Here is a 16,197-nt window from a genome sequence, read left to right on the forward strand (position 1 = left end):
AAATCTATAGTGCTGAAAAACAAAACCACCCATAAAATTTTTTAGAAGGTGAAAATGGATTGCCGTTGCAGGCTACTTGCTTTCCTGTGGGCGAGCGCCGAACCGCTTCCTTCGCTACCACTCCGTTTAGCGTTTTGCCTGACTCGCTATCCCACGGGAGTCAAGTAGTCTTCCACTCCAACCTACAAAAGTGTTATCTTTTTAGCAAAGGTTTTCAAATAAAGTGAAGGTGTTCACTTCTTGTCACTCATCACTTCTCCACATTGAAAATAAGAGCTTATCCCCTCTATGAATACAGATAATGGGCGATTTTATTACTATGCTACTATTAAAAAAGTAAAGACACTTTGCAGAATGGTTGATTGGAGAGGAGCCAGCGTCACACCTAGGGGATTTAGCGTCACTGATGAGACCCTAGAGCGAACGTAAGTGAGAGAAGCGGCTCATTGGACGCCCCCTGGAAAGGACGCTGGCGGAACGGAAATCAACCCTTACCTTGCCAAAAGGTATTATTTCTCCTAGCGATATTATCTTTTTTCAACAACATGAATTGGCGAGACTTTTAAAAGTATTGCCAATCGTTTGGTCCTTATTCATTCCAGCCTTTACAGACATCAATCCATTCTTTATAGGGAGCATATGTTTCAAGTTCTGAAATGGTTACCTCAATGGCTGAATTACTACTACCGCACGCTGGAAATACTGTAGTAAAACGTTTTAAAGATTCATCTAAATAAATGGCTACGCCCTCATTCACACCAAAAGGGCATACACCTCCGACATCATGGCCAATCATCGTCTCCACATCATCTTTGGATAACATCTTTGCCTTCGTACCAAATACGGCTTTATATTTTGCATTATCGATTTTTGCGTCACCAGCAGCCACAATTAAGATCGCTCCATCATTTACAAGAAAAGATAAAGATTTTGCTATGCGCTCTGGCTCACAGCCAAGCGCCTGTGCTGCTAACTCAACTGTTGCGGAGCTTTCTTCTAATTCTTGTATTTTGTGTTCTACATGCCATTGTGCTAAATGGCGACGTACTTTTTCAATTGCCATATGTACACCCTCCTACTTGTATCAATTATGCCCTAGCATAGGTTGTCGAGATTTTTTGAGATTTTCGAAAAGATCCCTTTTCTATAGTTGATATACCACCTTCATACAAAAAGCATTCATTAAATCCAGACAAAATTAATTTTACCATAATTTTCAGAATATATAGTTGTGAATGCTTTATCTTTCGGGTACCATTGGTGTAAGGAGTGTAAAATTACACTAGGGAGGTCTTTGTATGCTTAGATTATTACAAATAGTATCTATATTAATTGGTTTGTCCTTTGTGACATTAATAGTGGCATTCATGATCACATTGAGTGGTGGGCTGCATTTAATTAATTTGGTCTTTACTATACCCATTTGTTTATTTGTCTGGATTGTATGTAGTATGTTTAAATGGACCAACACAAAAAAACGAAGGGGCTTGCTATTTGGTGTCATGGGAATCGCCCTGTTGATTGCAGCCATTAAACCGATTCAACATTATTATAAAATGAGTATTCCCACTGTTGATGCGGAAATTGATGTAACAGTCTATCAGCCATTTGTTCCTGGCAATGAAATAGTGAAAAATAAAGCTTCCTTACAATTGACAGAGTCATTACCACGACTAGATGGTGCAACAGCCATGTACCCTTTATATGCGGCTTTTGTGGATGCTACTTATCCCAAAGGGGAATATCCTCCATATAATAGTAGAGTTCAAGTAAGTCGTACACCAGAGGCCTATCAAAATTTAATAGCTGGAGATGTTGATTTGATCTTTGTGGCAGCCCCGTCCACCTCACAAGAATGGCAGGCAGAAAAGGAAGGACTTACATTTGATATGACGCCAATTGGTCGAGAGGCATTTGTCTTTTTTGTGCATCGTAAAAATAAAATCGATAATTTAACACTTGAGCAGGTCAAAAAAATATATGCTGGAGAAATAACTAATTGGCGTGAAGTGGGTGGGGAGGATGAGGCCATTCGTGCTTTCCAACGCCCAGCAGATAGTGGAAGCCAAACGACACTAGAAAAGCTGATGGGCAATACGCCAATCATGGAGGCACCCACTGAAGATGTTGCATCAGGAATGGGCGGAATCATTCGTGAAGTGTCGCAATATCGAAATTATAAAAATGCCTTGGGCTTTACGTTTAGATATTATTCTACAGAGATGGTTGGTAACAAAAAGATCAAATTACTATCCATTGACGGAGTAGCACCAACAAAAGAAAATATTCAAAATGGTACATATCCTTTAGTGTCTGAATTTTATGCCATCACAGCAGGAACGGAAAATCAAAATGTACAGAAACTGATTGATTGGATACTTTCTGAGGAAGGGCAGGCAGTGGTAGAAAAGGTCGGTTACGTACCAGTGGAAAATCATTGAATAGTTTGCTATACTAAGAGTAATAATCGAATAAAAGTTTTCTAGGGTTCCGTAGCGCTTGCTAGTCTGGTCCGAGAGAAAACCACAAATTGATTTTGTGACACGGAAGGATAAAAGCCTGGGAGATACTGTTTAAAGACAGTTTCTTCAGGCTTTTTTTGTTTGGCTAAAATCAAGTCATTTGGCGAATGCTGAAAAAGTAGTTGGATCATCCAATTATTCGGCCGTGTCTTATAAAATGGAGGGATTTATGATGAATAAACAATGGATCAGCGTCATTATAGCGGCTTGCTTTGAAGTTGGCTGGGTCATTGGGTTAAAGCATGCAACAAGTGTACTAGAATGGATTGGTACAGCAATTGCCATTTTTATTAGTTTTTATTTGCTCATTAAAGCAGGTGAGCATCTACCAGTTGGGACCGTTTATGCAATCTTTGTCGGATTAGGAACAGCTGGTACTGTATGTGCGGATAGCTTGCTATTTGGAGAGCCGTGGAAATTAGCAAAAATCATATGTATTGTTGTGTTACTTGCAGGAGTTGTAGGCTTAAAGCTAGTAACAGGAGAGCCTAAGGAACAAGAGGTGAGTGAATAATGGCATGGATGGCATTAGTTGTTGCAGGGTTATGTGAAATGTTGGGCGTATATATGATTAGTAAATATAATAAGACGAAGAGTATGAAAAATTTAGGACTGTTGATTGGTGCATTCACCTTAAGTTTTGCAGGCCTTGCCTATGCGATGGAAACATTACCAATGGGTACTGCCTATGCGATCTGGACAGGGATTGGTGCAGCTGGAGGAGCGCTGCTAGGTATGCTGTTTTTTAATGAATCTAAGGACTGGCGACGCATCGTTTGTATTGTCCTTGTATTAGGAGCAGCAATCATGTTGAAATTGCTATCATAATTAATCAGGCACTCCTCTTATGCAGGAGTGCCTGTTTTTATATTATTTTTTTACGTCTTTTGTCCATTCAGCCACTTTATCTGGATTAGCATCAACCCATTCTTTCGCAGCATCTTTTGGATCTTTACCATCCATTACTTCTAACATAACACTTTCTAAATCTTCTGCTGTCCAGTGGAAGTTATCGAGTACTGAATATACATCTGGTAAATCTTCTTTTAAGCCTTTACGTACGAATGTATTAATCGTTTCTTCTCCACCATATACACCCTTTGGATCTTCTAAGTATTTAAGATCATATTTCGCAAATTTCCAGTGTGGTGACCAGCCTGTGACAATTATCTCTTCCTTATCTTTCAGTGCTTTTGATAATGCAGTTGTCATCGCACCAGAAGAAGAAGTAATAAAGTTCCAATCTGCTAAATTATCATATTCTTCTAATGCTTTTTCTGTAGCAGCAGTAATGCCCGCACCTGGCTCAATACCAGTGATTGTATGATCTGCTTCATTAGATAAATCTTCAATAGAATTGACATCCATATAGCTTGGTACAACTAAACCAATTTTTGCACCAGCAAGGTTTTCACCTAGCTCATCTAAATCAGCTTTATATTTTTCATATTGTGAAGCATGTGTATGTGGTAGCCAAGCAGCAACCATTCCATCAGCCTCTCCTTTCGAGACAGCCTCCCACATGATCGCATTATCCAGAGGAGTTAATGTTACATCATAACCTAAATCTTCGAGTACCTGCCCAACAACATTCGTTGAGGCAATTTCCGTATCCCACTCAACATAGGCTAGGTTTACCTCCTTAGAATCACTGTTTTTTCCAGAACTTGAGCCTGAGTCGCCTCCACTACATGCAGCAAGCATGAAGCCTAGACCTAGAGCCATTCCTAACTTTGATAGTGTTTTCAGTTTCATCGAATCTCCCTTTCTCTTCATCATTTTGTATCCAAACTGCCGACATCCACCGGAGGATGGATGGTAGCAAGAAAGATGACATTTCTATAATGCTTTCTTTTTATTGAGGCTTTGTGTTAAACGGTCAATAATGATCGCGAAAATAACTAAGCCTAATCCTGCAACGAAGCCATTCCCAACTTGAGTACGTTGAAGGGCTGTTAATACTTCACGTCCTAGACCAGGAGCTCCAATCATAGAGGCAATAACTACCATAGAAAGTGACAGCATAACGGTTTGGTTAATCCCTGCCATAATGGTTGATTTAGCAAGGGGGATTTCTACTTTAAATAATTTTTGGCTAGCTGTACTACCATAGGAGTCTGCAGCTTCCACTAATTCTTTTGGTACTTGACGAATACCGAGGTTTGTCATACGTACAGTTGGGGGTAAAGCAAAGATAACGGATGCAAAGACACCAGGTACAATACCAATACCAAAAAAGGCAACGGCTGGAATTAAATAGACAAAGCCAGGCATTGTTTGCATGAAATCTAGTATTGGTTTAATAATGTTTTCAGCTACCGTTGATTTTGACATTAAGATACCTAGTGGAATACCGATGATGATGGATATAATACTGGAAAAGATCACAAGCGTGGTTGTTTCCATAAGATGAGTCCATAATCCTTGGTTATAGATAAACAACAAGCCAATTAATGAGAATGCAGCAAGCCCTAACTTTTTGCCTGAAACGAAGAAGGCAAATATCACGACAAGAAGTATAAGAATAATGGCTGGGATACTAATTAATAAATCAGTGACCTGATTCATGAGTAGTTTTCCGAATTGCTGAATAGAGTTAAAGAACGCTGAAAAATTACTCGTCAACCAGTCCATAGCTGATTCTACCCACGGAGCTAGTGGTAATGTTGGAATATTATCTAAAAAGTTATTCATGTGATTCGGCCTCCTCATCGCTAGTTGACAGTGCTTGGATGACAACGCCCCTAATTAGTACACCAAGCAAGCGACCATCTTTCACAACGGCAATTGGAGTAGGAGAATTATAAATCATCCCTAAAATATCCTGTAGTAGCATATCGGGTGGAACAGTTAATACTTCTGATTGCACAATAGAATGGACGGTTTGCTCTTGTTTCTTCGCTGCAGCTAGTGCATCGTCTGCAGTGATATAGCCTTTTAAATGTCTATTTTTATCAACAGCCATTAATAAACTTACAGCCTCTTGACGCATACGCTTTAGTGCCACTTTAGGGCCATCTAGGTCTGTATTGACATAAACTGGACGTACCATGACATTTTCAGCTGTCAATACTTTAGAACGATCCACATCTTCCACGAATGTTTTGACATAATCATTTGCTGGGTTGGTTAATATTTCTTCACCCGTACCAATCTGAATGATAGAGCCATCCTTCATAATGGCAATGCGATCCCCAATGCGTAATGCTTCATTTAAATCATGTGTGATAAATAAAATTGTTTTTTTCAATGTTTGTTGTAGATCGAGTAGCTCATCTTGCATTTCCTTACGAATCAATGGATCAAGTGCTGAAAATGCTTCATCCATTAGTAATATTTCAGGATCATTAGCAAGGGCTCGTGCTAAACCAACACGCTGCTGCATACCACCTGATAACTGATTTGGATACTGGTCTTTATAAGCGAGTAATCCGGCATTTTCTAAAGCCTGTTCAGCTTTTGCTTGCCGTTCTTCTTTTGAAATACCTCGAATTTCAAGGCCATATTCGGTATTTTGAAGTAATGTACGATGGGGGAATAAACCGAAGTTTTGGAAAACCATGCTCATTTTGTTTCTTCGTACAGACCGTAGACTTTCTTTTCCCATGGTAGAAATATTTTCTCCATCGATATATATATTTCCGCTCGTTGGTTCAATTAGGCGGTTTAAAAGCCGTATAAGCGTGGATTTGCCACTTCCTGACAATCCCATAATAACAAAGATTTCTCCTTCGTTGACAGTAAAGCTTGCATCGTATACTCCAACAGTTGCACCTGTTTCTTTTAAGATATCAGTCTTACTTTTTTGTTGCTTAACGAGTTCTAGTGCTTGGGGAATATGTTTGCCAAACACTTTCGATACGTGTTCTATTTTAATTTTTTCCATAGAAGCACTCCTTTCGTAGATTATTACTATGTGAGGATAATGATACCCAAAAATAAACAAGTAACAACCTTACTGTAGCAAAGGGTTGTTACTTTTGTCAAATCGACAAATAAGAAAAAACCCGCTTAAACGCTGTTATATCAGCGCTTAAACGGATTTTAATTTGGGTATAAAAAGCTTTGAACTCTAGCGAAACTTTCATCATTTCCAACAAAATAAATAATGTCCCCTTCTTCAAATGAGACATAAGGACCAGGGGATAGTAATAATTCATTGCCACGTCGAATACCAACGATAGTACTAGAAGTATTTTGCCAAAAATTTAAAGCTTGTACAGTTTGATGAATGCATGGACTATCAGCTGTCATTTCTAATTGATAGGGGATGAACGGATTGACTGACCGGTAATGCTCTGTGCGGCTAATTAGTTGCTTTGCCTTGTCTTGTAAATTAATCAATTCATGATGTTGCTTTTGAATACTTGTCAAAAGTTCATTTTGTATTTCATGAATCGATTGTACATCATGAAACTGTCTGACGAATTGAGCCGCTTTTTCATACGATTTTATAATTACGCCACTACCTTTTGAAGCTTCAACAATTTCTAAGTCTTGCAAAACGGCAATAGCTCTTCTTGCAGTCTCAGCAGAAACATTATATTGACTGGCAAGAGAGGATCTTGCATATATTTTATCGCCAATGCTGTATTTTCTTTCAACAATCTTGGAGGCGAGATCAATGGCTATTTGTTGATATTTTGGTTGCTTTAGTTGAACATTTTTTTCTAAGTTCATGTTAAACTTCCTTTCGTCATTACAGTACCACAGCTTATTATAGACTAGCCTGCACAGAAAAAATAGCATCTCCATAAGCTAGTAGTATATGATGAAAAAGTAATAATAAAATTATCATCCCTAATAATTATAATTAAAGAGTAATAGCTGTCGATTGACACTTTTTAGTTATTATTATAAACTAAGTTACGTTATGTAAGTGATGTGAAAATACATGTGCTCAGTTGGTGAATTTAGCCAACTGTTTCTATAGAAGGTTGGAGATTAATATGACAATTACAACTAAAGTGATGGACTTAGTAAAAGATAAAATGACGTTAGTAAAGCATACAAATACAGAGAATATTTGCCTAGTTGGACCAGTGAAATTGCCTGTAAAACAAGGCGATTTTTCTGCAACTTTTCAATGGTATAACTGGCTTAAAATTGATGCGAATTTAACTAAAGAAGAAATCATTGATGGATTAGCCGCTGCTAATTTAGCATTTTTACAACAATCCTCTGTGCTTGTATATGGTGATTTTACCCATTCAGAAGATGCTTTAATCCGAATGCATAGTATTTGTCACACAGGCGACATATTTGGCAGCCAGCGTTGTGATTGTGGATACCAGTTGCATGAGTCTATGAAAATGATAGTTGAGCATGGCTGTGGTGCTATATTTTATTTAGCTGATCATGAAGGTCGTGGTATTGGACTATTCTCTAAATCTCTTGCTTATTTATTGCAAGAGGAAGGGCTCGATACAGTTGAAGCAAACCATGCACTTGGCTTCCCAGATGATACACGTTCTTATGACGAAGCACTTGCGGTATTAGCTACACTGCGTACCAAACCAGTAACACTTATTACAAATAATCCGAAGAAATTGGCTGCATTACAGGCTCGTGGCATGGCTGCGGAAGGGCATGTTCCTTTATGGGGCGGTTTGACAGAGACGAATCGTTTTTATTTAGAAACGAAAGTTGAAAAATCTGGACATATACGTGAAAAGCAATAGGTGGAGGTTGCGATGATGAATGTAGATGAAAAGTATATGCAACTGGCTTTGGATTTAGCAGCTAGTGCTAAAGGAAATACGAACCCTAATCCACTTGTTGGGGCTGTAATCGTGAAGAACGGTGTGATTGTAGGTACAGGTTTACACAGAAAAGCAGGGGAACCACATGCTGAAGTGCATGCTTTTCGAATGGCTGGAGAGCATGCACTGGGTGCTACGTTATATGTAACGTTAGAGCCTTGTTCACATTATGGTAAGACACCTCCTTGTGCCAATTTAGTGAAGGAATCTGGTGTCAGTCGAGTGGTAATTGCTATGCAAGATCCAAATCCAGCAGTAGCAGGTCGTGGCATCCAATTGCTACAAGATGCTGGAATAATGGTGGAAGTGGGGGTTTTAGAGCAACAAGCGCGCCGTTTAAATGAGCGTTTTATTCACAATATGCTTACGCATCGTCCTTTTGTTATTTCAAAATTTGCTATGACTCTAGATGGGAAAATTGCTACGCATACAGGACATTCAAAATGGGTAACTGGAGAGGGTGCACGTGAGGATGTTCACCATATTCGTCATGAAGTAGATGGAATTTTAGTTGGCGTGGGTACAGTCATTGCTGATAATCCTTCTTTAACAACAAGACTAAAAGAAGGATATGGAAAAAACCCAACACGTATTATTATGGATAGTTCTCTACGTACACCTGACAATGCAAATGTCTTGAATACAGAGGATGCACCAACGATTCTTGTTTGTAGTGACGACGTAAACCAAGAAAAAATTCATTTATTTACAGAAAAAGGTGTTACAGTTTTACCCGTACAAAAAAATGAATATGGATTACAGATTGATGAGATGCTTGAAAAGCTTTATATACACGGCATAACAGATATTTTGCTAGAAGGTGGAAGTAAAATGAATGCTTCCTTTTTACAGCAAGGTGCAATCGATAAATATGTAGTATATATAGCACCTAAAGTTTTGGGTGGAAATCTATCGTTAACGCCGTTTGCTGGCTATAATCCCTCTCTCATGCATGAGGCATGGAATGTTGAGTTTGCATCATTTGATAAAATAGGCGAGGATTTGCGTATTATTGCCTATCCAAAGCAGGGTGAAAAAAAGTGAACTATCAAGCAGATGTCTGTATAGTAGGGGCAGGTCCTGCTGGTGCATTGTTATCCTACCTACTTGCTAAAAAAGGGCTGTCAGTGATTTTATTAGAGCAAAATGTAGCACTTGGTCAGGCATTTCGTGGCGAGCATTTAAATGAGGAAGGGGAGGCTGTTTTAAAAAGCCACCATCTTTTCGAAGCAGTCGAGGCACTCGGTATATTACGAATGGAGAAACTTGAGTATTATGCTGGTGGCAGAGCATTTAAAACAATTCTTCCAGATGAAGCAATAGGACATTTAGGCATTCATGTACCACAGGCAAATTTATTAAAAGGAATTTTACAAAAAGCACAGCTGTTCCCTAACTTTACATGCTTGCTACATACAAAGGTAACAAAGCTGATCGCGGATGCTACTGGTCATTATAGAGGCGTTATGGCGATAAAAAACGGGGACCCTATACAAATCGATAGTCAGTTAATTATCGGTGCGGATGGTCGTTATTCTACTATTCGTAAGCAAGCACATATTGATGTTCAAAAACAGAAGCATGGCTTTGATTTACTGTGGGCTAAAATTCCTGCGCCAGCTGATTGGGAACCATCCATAAAAATGGCACTCATCGATAATAAGCAGCTGTCATTGTTTACACAAGTTGGTGGTTATCTTCAAATAGGCTGGAATATTGAGCAAGGTAGTTTCCCTCAGCTTCGAAAACTAGCATTTACACCCTTTATCCAGCAGCTTGTGGAGGCATTTCCAGAATTAACGAAGACAGTGCAGGCACAGATAACTTCCTGGCAGGATTTTGTTTTGCTTGATGTCTTTAGTAGCCATTGTAATAGTTGGGGGACAAAGGGCCTTGTCTTGCTAGGGGACGCTGTTCATACAATGACACCAACAGGCGCTTTTGGGCTGAATAGTGCACTAAAAGATGCAGATTGTCTTGCATCATTACTAAATAAAGACACACTAGCACAATTTAACGTACAATATTTTCAACAAATGCGTAAGCAAGCCATTGAGGAAGTATTAGCAAAACAAATTGAAAAAGAACAGACATTTGCTTCTAACTTTATAAACAAGGCTTCGTGAAAGGACGAACAACTAGATGAAGTTTGGCTTTGATATAGATGACACATTAATTGATTTACGAGCACATGCCTTTTCACTTTATAATAAAAAGCTTGGCAAAAAGGTTTCCTTTGAAACCTTTCAAGCGATACAACGAGTAGAAATTCATGAACCATTTGGATTAACAGATGAGGAAGGAACTGCCTTGTGGAATAGCGCATTGGAAGAGATCTATTTTACGGACTGTCCATCTTTTGATGGTGCTTTAAAAGCCCTCCAAGCTTTAGCAGAGCAGGGACATGACATTTACTATATTACATCTCGTCCAAAGCAATATTGTGCGCAAACAAAAGCTTGGATGGAGGCACAGGGCTTTCCAATAACAGACGGTCATTTTTTTTGTGGCATGCAAGATGCAGAAAAGGTAGCCATTATAAAAGAGCTTGCTTTAGATATTTATGTAGATGATAAACCAGCAGTACTTGAGACACTTCATGATGTGACAACTAAGGTAATCTTAAAGAATCAATCTTATAACCAGCATGTAAATCTTCCACGTTTATATGATTGGCAAGAGTTTCAAATGATGTTAACAAAATAAAGGATTGGTGCAACGACTAACCGTTGTACCGATCCTTTTTTGCTAAAATCGACTAAGTTTAAAGGTAGATAAATCTTGTTTACTTTTGCCTTCTATAATTAAATCTGCAAGAGCTTCTCCAACGGCACTACTAAATTTAAAGCCATGACCAGAAAAACCTGCAGCAATCACAATATTCTGATGTTCAGGTAAAAAGTCGATGATGAAATCTTCATCTGGTGTCATCGAATACTTACATGTTTTTCCGTATTTAAGCGTTCCATGCTGAGGCATAAACTGATCAATGAAGTTTTGTAAGTCAACAGCATCAGACGCATCAAACGGACGTAGAGGGTCGTTTGGATTAACCACATCACCACCATCGTGTCGTCCAAGTTTTAACCCCGCTCCATCAATACTTGGAAAGCCGTAGTAGGTTGAATCGGCAAATTCAAAGCAATAGGCAGGAAAAACTTCATCACGATACAGCTGCTCATCTGCCTCAAACCATGCAAAGGTTTTCCGCGTTGGTGTGACGGGTATGCTCGCATTTACTGTTTGTAATAATTCTGTTGCCCATGCACCCGCCGTTACTATTAATTGCTTTGCTTTATAGCTATTATGTACTGTTTGTACCTGTACAATATCACCAGCTTGGATAGCCAATACTTTTTCATTTGTTCGGAGGCTTGCACCCGCCTCCAAGGCTAATTTTTTATAGGCTTGAATACATGCTTCAACACGAAGGACACCAGCTGTAGGTTCAAAGCAAGCAACTAAATTTTTTGGCAAGAATAACCCTGGCCATTTGTTCATTGCTTCAGCAGGTGAATAGTGTTCAAGTGCTAAATTATAGAGCGCAGCACTAGCCTCCACATTTTGAATAAAGGCACATGTTGGCTCTCCAATATTAATTACACCAGTTTGTATAAATAAGCTTTCATTTGTTAAAGACTCTAGCTCTTGCCAAAGCTCGCCAGCTCTTTTTACAAAAGGTACATAGCTAGCTCCTTCACCATAGGCAAAGCGAATGATTCTTGTATCCCCATGATGACTACCTTCTTCATGGGGTGGAGTAAAGGCATCTAGCATAAGTACATTTTTTCCTTCCTTTGCTAAAAAGTAACCAGCCGCCATCCCCATGGAGCCAGCACCAACTATTATGACATCATAGTCCATTTTAATCCCTACTTTTTTACTCTAGTATAACAGATTTATAGGGAAGGAAACAGAAATTTTAGAAAATAAATAGACACAGCACCTGCAATCCGAATGGACTAGAGATGCTGTGCGTTGTAGATAGCTACTATTTTGAGCTTGGTAAAATTTTATTAAGGAAAATCGCTACGAGCGCAGCGGTTGCAATAGGCGAACCAAATAAATACTGCACGGTTGTAGGTAAGGAATACAGGAAATCATCAGGCAATAATGTCAATGCTAACGTTAAAATAACAGGAATCGCGATGACATACATTTCCTTTTCACCAATATGTTCATTTTTCATGACCTGTAAACCACTAATGGCTATTATGCCGCAGACGATCACAAATACACCACCAATAACAGCTGAAGGAATTGCTGAGATGAGTGCTGCTAATTTACCAGAGAAGCCGAAGACGATAAACCAAATACCTGCTGCTATAAAGACACGACGGCTCGCAATCCCAGTAATAGAGATAACACCTGCATTTGTTGAATAACCTGTCACAGGAGTGGAGCCAAGTAAAGAAGCAATAAAGCAGCCAATTCCTTCACCAATAACACCACGGTTAATTTGTTTATTTGTTAAAGGTTGGTCGATGACATTGCTAATGGCAAACCATGTTCCTGTTGTTTCAGCCATTAAGACAATATATATAATGACCATTGTGATAATAGCAGAAAAATTAAAGCTAAAACTAAAATCTGCAAATGGAATTTGTGGCATGCTAAACCATTTGGCTTGCGATACAGGAGATAAATCTAAAACACCCATGATATTTGCTGCAATACTACCAGCAATTAAGGCGATGATGACAGAAGCAATTCGGAATAGACGTCCTTTTTGATGGAAGACTGTGCCTAACATGACACAAATAATTAATACGAATGCTGAGATAAGTGCTAAATAAATGTTTTGATTTATGGATGCGCCTGCACCATTAAAAATATTATCACTTAAACCAACAGGCATTAAGGACAATCCAACCACAAAGATAATCGTTCCACCAACAATTGGTGGAATAAATGTTTGGACAATTTTATTGAAGATACCTGTATAGCCTAAAATAATAACCAAAATGGCTCCAATTAAACTAGCACCTAGCACAGTACTCCAACCTAAATCACCACTACCACTTGCTGCATAGATCCCAACAATGGCACCAAGTGGAACATAGGATGGACCTTGTGCCATCGGTAATTTCATACAAAAATGTGTTTGCACAATCGTCGCGACCCCAGCTGCAATAAAGGTTGATTGAATCAAGGCGCTTGCCTGACCAGTTTGAAGACCGATTAGCATGGCAATTAAAAAGGGCACCACATAAACATCCATAGCCATAACATGCTGTAAACCGAGTAGAGCAGACTGACCGAACGAAATTTTTTCATCTGGTAACACGGTTAATTGTGTTTGTTTTGTTTGATTAGTTAGTTTTCTATGTTGTGTTTCCACGAAGTTGTACACCTCAAAATGATAGATTTTTATTAGAGAATAAGAGAATGATTAGCCTCTCGTATGAACTTTATTTCCTTGCACCCATACCTCGCGGATATTTTCTGGGCGTACAAGATACATGATTTTTTGGAATATATCGTGTAAATCTTCATTTGAATCAAAAATTGGAAGCCTAGCAGTAGGAATTTTTGTATCGATAATTTGTACATCCCATGTATAGTTTTCCTGTAAACGGCCAATTGGAAGACTTAAGCTTTCTCCACCACCAGCTGTCGCTAGATAGAAGGCCTCATTTATTGTAATGCGTGAATTTGGGACACCACGCTTTTCGGCGGAAATGGTTGTATCTACACCATCCTCTAGCATTCTCGATGACATAACAGCTTGTCTTGCATTATCAAAAAGACTTGGAGAAAATCCGCCTGAAACATCTGAACCTAGTCCAATATCAACGCCCATTGCATGAAAGCGGGCGATTGGAATCACGCTGTTAGCAAAATAGGCATTAGAGATTGGACAATGACCTATGGCAGTGCCAGTTTCAGCAAATAATCTGGCATCCTCATCGCTTAAGAAATTACAATGAGCCATGACAGATTTTTCACCTAACAAACCAAAATTATGTAAGGCGACGGCATCATTTTTGTTGAAACGTTCTTTGACGTAGCTGTGCTCCCAGTCACTTTCACTACAGTGTGATTGGATATGTGTATCATATTTCGCAGCTAATTCACCTAAGCCCTTTAAGGCACCGTCTGTACAGCTTGGAATAAAGCGAGGAGTGACAACGGGATAAACACCCTGTTTAGTCGTTTTGGCTAAATTTTTTACAGCTAAAATAAATTCCTCCGTATCCTCTAATGCGGTTTTTGTGTTTTCATCTCGATAAAAATCAGGATTCTGTTCAGGATCGTCCATGACCACTTTTCCGACTAATCCTCGTTGTCCCTTTTCAGCACAGATTTTCGCTAAAAGTACACTGGCCTCCTTATGGACCGTCGCAAAATATAATGATGTAGTTGTACCATTGGCAAGTAGTGTGCTTACTAAATCCTCATAAACTTCTTGAGCAAATACTAAATCGGAGAATTTTGATTCGATAGGGAAAGTATATGTGTTTAACCAATCGTAAAGAGGAATGTCTAAAGCTGTCCCAGATTGTGCCCATTGAGGTGCATGTACATGCAAATCGACAAATCCCGGTAGGAAATATTGGCCTTCAGCTAATGCATGGAAGTTATTTTGATCTTGATATGTAATTAATAGTTGTTGGTAATCAGGTTGTTCGGGAGCGATAGTTTTAACAATCATACCGTCAGCATTAATGAAAAATAAATAATCCTTTAAAATGTGAACGTCAGTAGCAGATTTACTAGTAAAAGCTGTTCCTTTGAAAATATGCGTATATTCAGACATAAAAACCACCTTAATGTTCGTTTATTGATAATAACACGGATTATTATAGGCTATAAAAACTATTAAGTCTACAAAAAAACGAATATTAATATAATGACTAAAGAAATGCATGCACCTTTTTAACTACATTTTTACAGCTTTGACAAGCGTTGATAGATAATAAAAGAAGGCACCTATTTGAGAGTGCCTTCTTTCTATATGATCGATTCATTGATGATGTGAAGAAAATTATTAAAGGATGTGGAGTGATGCAATTCATTTTTTCTTGTACAAAGGTAAATCGGTCGTTGGATATCAATGTCCTTAATAAAAACGCGGGCAACTTGCTGCTGTAGAATAAAGCTAGAAGCTGCTATGGATGGTGCTAGCATTGTACCAAAACCTGCCGCAATGGCATGTATGGATTCATTAATCCCGTCTAGTTGTAAACCTACTTTCGGTGGAGGGATTTTATGCACTTTACATAGAGCATTTAAGTATTCTTTTGTGGAACTACCATCCTCCCTTGTGACGAAGGGCTGCTGCATAAGTTCTGCAAGCGATACTGTTTGACCTGCCAGATGATGATTGTGCGGCACAATAAACCAATAATCCAAATTCATTAGAAATTGATAATTAATATCAGCATGATGTCCATCTTCTTTGACGATAAAAGCTAAATCAGCTTTATAATGGAGTAAATCCTCAATCACTTGCTGGGAATTGGCGGTCTTTAAATGAATATGTGTTGCTGGATAAACTTGTTTAAATTGAGCTAACCATTTAGGTAGTAAAAAATGGGAGGGAACATGCGTGGAGGCAATTTGCAGTTCTTCATTGCCCGTATTTTTAAGCTGTTCAACTTTATTTTCAATATCAGTTTCTAGATCAAATAAGCGCTGTGCCTGTTTGTATAAAAAAGTACCATTTTGTGTTAGCGAAATGCCCCTACCTTTGGCTTCTAGCAGTGTCAAGCCTAGTTCTTTCTCTAAATTTCGAATTTGAATGGTTACAGCAGGCTGACTAATCATAAGTGTCTGTGCCGCTTTTGAAACACTATTGAGTTCAGCCACCTTTGTAAATAAACGTAGAGCATGTAAATTCATGTCGTTACACCTTTCATAAATTTTTTTTATGCTTTTATATACATTATATATTAGATTTATTAATTTGC

16 protein-coding genes and 1 riboswitch are annotated in these 16,197 nt (G+C 38.6%); of the genes, 7 read left to right on the top strand and 9 right to left on the bottom strand.

The window, feature by feature from the left end:
* Positions 1-589 precede the first annotated feature (589 nt).
* On the bottom strand, positions 590-1,063 hold the full coding sequence (locus B3D98_RS14790) for a YbaK/EbsC family protein (protein WP_004232289.1): 474 nt from the start codon (positions 1,061-1,063) through the stop codon (positions 590-592).
* A gap of 235 nt (positions 1,064-1,298) precedes the next feature.
* Here B3D98_RS14790 and B3D98_RS14795 point away from each other — a divergent pair, with 235 nt between their 5' ends.
* The 3 genes from B3D98_RS14795 to B3D98_RS14805 all read left to right on the top strand — a co-directional run bounded on the left by B3D98_RS14795 (position 1,299) and on the right by B3D98_RS14805 (position 3,350).
* Positions 1,299-2,441: a PstS family phosphate ABC transporter substrate-binding protein gene (locus B3D98_RS14795; protein WP_288583893.1), complete on the top strand. Its 1,143-nt coding sequence runs from the start codon at positions 1,299-1,301 to the stop codon at positions 2,439-2,441.
* A gap of 30 nt (positions 2,442-2,471) precedes the next feature.
* Positions 2,472-2,568: riboswitch (guanidine-I (ykkC/yxkD leader) on the top strand.
* Between the two features lie 126 nt (positions 2,569-2,694).
* Positions 2,695-3,036 carry a DMT family transporter gene (locus B3D98_RS14800; RefSeq protein ID WP_004232293.1) on the top strand — a complete coding sequence of 114 codons (342 nt, stop codon included), beginning with the start codon at positions 2,695-2,697 and terminating at the stop codon, positions 3,034-3,036.
* The gene (locus tag B3D98_RS14805) at positions 3,036-3,350 is read left to right on the top strand and encodes a DMT family transporter (RefSeq protein WP_048391256.1); all 315 of its coding nucleotides are present in this window, start codon (positions 3,036-3,038) and stop codon (positions 3,348-3,350) included. The genes B3D98_RS14800 and B3D98_RS14805 overlap by 1 nt, the downstream gene beginning before the upstream one ends.
* A gap of 42 nt (positions 3,351-3,392) precedes the next feature.
* On the opposite strand, the gene B3D98_RS14810 is transcribed toward B3D98_RS14805, so the two are convergent.
* The 4 genes from B3D98_RS14810 to B3D98_RS14825 all read right to left on the bottom strand — a co-directional run bounded on the left by B3D98_RS14810 (position 3,393) and on the right by B3D98_RS14825 (position 7,202).
* Complete coding sequence (locus B3D98_RS14810; protein WP_048391254.1) at positions 3,393-4,277, bottom strand: glycine betaine ABC transporter substrate-binding protein; 885 nt, start codon at positions 4,275-4,277, stop codon at positions 3,393-3,395.
* Between the two features lie 84 nt (positions 4,278-4,361).
* Positions 4,362-5,216: an ABC transporter permease gene (locus B3D98_RS14815; protein WP_048391252.1), complete on the bottom strand. Its 855-nt coding sequence runs from the start codon at positions 5,214-5,216 to the stop codon at positions 4,362-4,364.
* Positions 5,209-6,408, bottom strand: coding sequence for a quaternary amine ABC transporter ATP-binding protein (locus tag B3D98_RS14820; protein ID WP_048391251.1), 1,200 nt, complete (start codon positions 6,406-6,408; stop codon positions 5,209-5,211). The genes B3D98_RS14815 and B3D98_RS14820 overlap by 8 nt, the downstream gene beginning before the upstream one ends.
* A gap of 158 nt (positions 6,409-6,566) precedes the next feature.
* Complete coding sequence (locus tag B3D98_RS14825) at positions 6,567-7,202, bottom strand: TrkA C-terminal domain-containing protein (protein ID WP_048391250.1); 636 nt, start codon at positions 7,200-7,202, stop codon at positions 6,567-6,569.
* 269 nt (positions 7,203-7,471) lie between these two features.
* Between B3D98_RS14825 and B3D98_RS14830 the strand changes: the two genes are divergently transcribed.
* The 4 genes from B3D98_RS14830 to B3D98_RS14845 are packed head-to-tail and all read left to right on the top strand — an operon-like array spanning position 7,472 to position 10,990.
* Positions 7,472-8,203, top strand: a complete 732-nt coding sequence (locus tag B3D98_RS14830; protein WP_048391249.1) for a GTP cyclohydrolase II — start codon at positions 7,472-7,474, stop codon at positions 8,201-8,203.
* Between the two features lie 12 nt (positions 8,204-8,215).
* A complete protein-coding gene (gene ribD / locus B3D98_RS14835; RefSeq protein WP_288583902.1) occupies positions 8,216-9,328 on the top strand; it encodes a bifunctional diaminohydroxyphosphoribosylaminopyrimidine deaminase/5-amino-6-(5-phosphoribosylamino)uracil reductase RibD in 1,113 nt (370 codons plus the stop codon).
* The gene (locus B3D98_RS14840) at positions 9,325-10,410 is read left to right on the top strand and encodes an FAD-dependent monooxygenase (protein WP_066036620.1); all 1,086 of its coding nucleotides are present in this window, start codon (positions 9,325-9,327) and stop codon (positions 10,408-10,410) included. The genes ribD and B3D98_RS14840 overlap by 4 nt, the downstream gene beginning before the upstream one ends.
* 16 nt (positions 10,411-10,426) lie before the next feature.
* A complete protein-coding gene (locus B3D98_RS14845; RefSeq protein WP_115673504.1) occupies positions 10,427-10,990 on the top strand; it encodes a 5' nucleotidase, NT5C type in 564 nt (187 codons plus the stop codon).
* 42 nt (positions 10,991-11,032) lie between these two features.
* Here B3D98_RS14845 and solA read toward each other — a convergent pair whose 3' ends face one another.
* The 4 genes from solA to B3D98_RS14865 form a co-directional block, all read right to left on the bottom strand.
* The gene (solA, locus tag B3D98_RS14850) at positions 11,033-12,148 is read right to left on the bottom strand and encodes an N-methyl-L-tryptophan oxidase (RefSeq protein WP_288583907.1); all 1,116 of its coding nucleotides are present in this window, start codon (positions 12,146-12,148) and stop codon (positions 11,033-11,035) included.
* Positions 12,149-12,275: 127 nt separating this feature from the next.
* Positions 12,276-13,625 (bottom strand): uracil-xanthine permease family protein, encoded by a 1,350-nt coding sequence (locus B3D98_RS14855; RefSeq protein WP_048391244.1) that lies wholly within the window; start codon positions 13,623-13,625, stop codon positions 12,276-12,278.
* Between the two features lie 51 nt (positions 13,626-13,676).
* On the bottom strand, positions 13,677-15,044 hold the full coding sequence (gene guaD / locus B3D98_RS14860; protein WP_054550625.1) for a guanine deaminase: 1,368 nt from the start codon (positions 15,042-15,044) through the stop codon (positions 13,677-13,679).
* 194 nt (positions 15,045-15,238) lie between these two features.
* Positions 15,239-16,129, bottom strand: a complete 891-nt coding sequence (locus tag B3D98_RS14865) for a LysR family transcriptional regulator (RefSeq protein WP_115673501.1) — start codon at positions 16,127-16,129, stop codon at positions 15,239-15,241.
* Between the last annotated feature and the right edge of the window lie 68 nt (positions 16,130-16,197).

Source organism: Lysinibacillus sp. UBA5994 (assembly GCF_002429725.1).
In the GTDB taxonomy this organism is placed as follows: Bacteria; Bacillota; Bacilli; order Bacillales_A; family Planococcaceae; genus Lysinibacillus; species Lysinibacillus capsici.